Genomic DNA, 3,265 nt, shown 5'->3' on the forward strand with positions numbered 1-3,265 from the left:
TTAGTAGATGCACCCTGATTAATTAACTCCCGACCAATTTTTGGCCGGGTTTTTTATTGGGCGCGATCCTCTGCGAGGGATTCGCCAACGAACTTTCATGTCAAATCCATTAGTATGCGAACTATTTATCCCTCCCTGATTTCCCTCTGCGCCCTCTGCGCCCTCTGCGGTAAAAAATCCAAACTGTCCTGAAACAAGCGCGCAGCTACGGGAGACTAAATTAGTAGATGCACCCTGATTAATTAACTCCCGACCAATTTTGGCCGGGTTTTTTTTTGGGCGATCGAACTTTTAACACAAATTCTCTAAACTGTCCTGAAAGAGGCGGTGTGGAGGCGGAGATTCAATTAGTAGATGCACCCTGATGAATAAACCCCAGCCAATTATGGCCGGGGTTTTTTTTTTGATCGGAAGCTGGAGCGAGTCTTTCGACCTACAACAGATCGAAAGACTCCACCTCAAGTACCGGCCCGATCATCGCAAAAGTCATCACATCCTTGCGGATTTCACCTTTGACGCTGACTTTCAGACCAGCTTTTTTCAACTCAGAAGGAGCATCCTTAAGTTCGTAGGTTTCCCCATCTTCGCCGACTAAAGCCCAAGTGCCCGGGCCTAATCCTTTGCGTTCAATTTCGCCTTTGACTGTAATACTCATGCTGACTGCGCCTCTGTTTTAATTGCTAAACGTGCCAATCCAAAACACAACAAAGCATTGACAATCAAGAATGTTTGTGCTACTAAACCTGTTCCCAATCCCCAAACTGAGGGATAGAGCACAGCATTCACTGCTAAACAGCTAGCAAAGCCGATCGAAGTGGCGATCGCAATCCACTTCCACTCTCTGTGTCCTAGCAGCAAAACAATCAAAATGCCGGGAATCAAAACGCTAGCAAATAAGGGATTGAGCATACTGCTGCCGTTAATTGCGCCGCCGAGTTCGGGAATAGAACTGCCCATGATTCTCATCGGCCACTGTGGCAAGTCAAAGACAAACAAGTTGCGCAGGAAACAGAACCCCGAACTTCCAGCAATCAAGCCGCCGGAAAAGCCCCAAGTCCACTGGAAGGGGAAATAATTCCGCAAAATGAAAGCCAGCAGGTAAGAACCGAGCACCATAGCAATTTTCGGTAACAGGGCGACTGCACCGCCGTCAATCCAGAAGCGGGGGCTGAGATAGCCGTTGTCGCGCAGCCAGCGGAAGAAGTCGCGGAAGTTGACTTGTCCGCGCTGGGCTAGCTGAACTGCTGCGCCTGCGTCTAGATGTCCCGAACCAAAATGGTTTAAGGGGTCTTCTGTGACATTTCGCGAGGACTGCAAGAGTATGCTGCGAATTTGGTCTGGTTCTGCGATCCCGGAGGCTTTGATTAGGGCTGCTACGCCCGCGACGTGGGGAGAAGCCATGCTGGTGCCTTGGTAGCCTTCAAAGACTTCGGTTCCTGTTTCTGGGTCGATCGTACTTTGCAGAATTTTGCCCAGTTCGGAACCGCCGGGGGCAGAAATGTCAACCCCTGCTCCGAAATTGGAATAATCGGCTTTTTCTTCGTTGGGGCCGAGGGCGGAAACGCCGATGACGTGGGGATAGCGGGCGGGATAGGAAGCGGAACTTTCGCCGGAGTTGCCTGCGGCTGCGATAATCACTACACCTTTAGAGTGTGCGTAGTCGATCGCCTCTGCCATTAACTGACTTTCGCCACCGCCGCCTAAACTCATGTTGATGACATCTGCGCCGTTGTCTGCTGCAAATTTAATTGCTTCGGCAATGTCGGAAACTGTACCGCCACCACTGCCACTTAATACTTTGAGCGGCATTAAAGCTGCTTCGTAAGCGATACCAGCGACGCCGTAGTTGTTGTTAGTTGATTGGGCGACTGTACCTGCGACGTGAGTACCGTGGCCGTTGTCATCGTAGGCTTCGGCGCGATCGTTTACAAAGTCGTAGCCCGGTACAAATTTGGTTTCTTTTAAGTCGGCAACGGGGGTAATGCCGGTGTCAATTATCGCTACTGTTGTACCGCTGCCTTTGGTTTCGTTCCAGGCAGATTCTACGTTGATGCTGCGCAGATTCCACTGCTTGGTATACATGGGGTCGTTGGGAATCTCGAAAGCGCTGTATACGTAGTTCGGTTCAATGTATTCGGTATCTTTAGCCAAATTTGATTTTTTCAGGGCCGAAAGCAAAGTGCGAGATCCCTTGACAACATAGACATTATCGGATGCTGAGAATTCGCTGTTGAGTTGCGGTGCGATTTGGTACTGTTGGGCGATCGCATTTACTTCTTTGGCAATCTGGGCAGCACCGATATCTTCGCGGAAATCCAGCACTATCGAGTCGTAAGTGCCTTGAGTAGCCAGTCCTGGGAAATTTGAAATTGCCCAGCCGAGCCCGATTAAAAATAAGCACAGAAGGAAAAACTTTTTCATGGCCGATCGTCCGTTTAGGGAAGGCTTGTTCACCACATTAACCCAATTTTCAGTGCGATCGCCAGTTTTACCGGCGGCGGCTGCTGGATGAGTCGCGCACAGGCGTTAGGTATTTCTAGGCAGTGGTTGTCGATCGAGGGAAAATTGCTGGAGTTTCTACTTTAAATTCCGGAGCAAGTTTTAGAAGTTCAATCAATTGTATCATGAGAGGAGATGGCAAACAAAACCGGGAGTATTTTCAAGAAGGATATTGCATGGAAAGAGGTTTAATGTGGCTGCCGCTGCTGGCACTTTTTATTGCTCTGGCTTGGGCTGGATGGAACGAGTATCAAAAGTTAGAAGCGTATCGCGTCTGGGCAGAACAATTCGCCAAGGCAAAGTACGATATTTATGCTGTACTCGGTCAGCAAGAAGACTGTTTGACTTGGGGGAAACCTACTCGCAGCGGGCCTGTGAATTTGCAAACTTTTTCTTTAAAAAATGTGCAGTCGCTGCGGCTCTTAGTTAACGGTGCCGTGGTAGATTTAGAATCGCCGCCGAATTCGGGAAATGCGATCGCCCTAGAATTTTTGTTAAAAGACGCTGCGGCGGTGCAGGTTCCTTTTACAGAAGTTCCTCTGGCAACTAAATGGGCAAAGTATTTGCAACAGGAATTGCAGAGATTTCTCTAAGATTATCCAATCAGCGCAATTGCTGAATCAGATGAGTTTCCGTATTAAATTGGTTTGTAGTGAGGACTTCAGTCCGCATAAAATCCGAGGACTCAAGTCCTCACTACAAACGTGATAAGGGTGCATCTGGTTTTTGAGGCCTGAAGAAGCATGACCGCATATAAGTTATTAGT

3 protein-coding genes are annotated in these 3,265 nt (G+C 48.7%); 1 reads left to right on the forward strand and 2 read right to left on the reverse strand.

What is annotated here, in order from left to right; translation table 11 throughout:
* Positions 1-433 precede the first annotated feature (433 nt).
* On the reverse strand, positions 434-655 hold the full coding sequence (locus QT974_RS26715) for a hypothetical protein (protein ID WP_333471434.1): 222 nt from the start codon (positions 653-655) through the stop codon (positions 434-436).
* Positions 652-2,421, reverse strand: coding sequence for a S8 family peptidase (locus QT974_RS26720; protein ID WP_333471435.1), 1,770 nt, complete (start codon positions 2,419-2,421; stop codon positions 652-654). The genes QT974_RS26715 and QT974_RS26720 overlap by 4 nt, the downstream gene beginning before the upstream one ends.
* A 254-nt stretch (positions 2,422-2,675) precedes the next feature.
* On the opposite strand from QT974_RS26720, the gene QT974_RS26725 reads away from it, so the two are divergent.
* Positions 2,676-3,092: a hypothetical protein gene (locus QT974_RS26725; RefSeq protein ID WP_333471436.1), complete on the forward strand. Its 417-nt coding sequence runs from the start codon at positions 2,676-2,678 to the stop codon at positions 3,090-3,092.
* The last annotated feature ends 173 nt before the right edge of the window (positions 3,093-3,265 follow it).

Origin of the sequence: Microcoleus sp. BM001215392, assembly GCF_036700185.1 — a bacterium.
In the GTDB taxonomy this organism is placed as follows: domain Bacteria; phylum Cyanobacteriota; class Cyanobacteriia; order Cyanobacteriales; family Microcoleaceae; genus Microcoleus.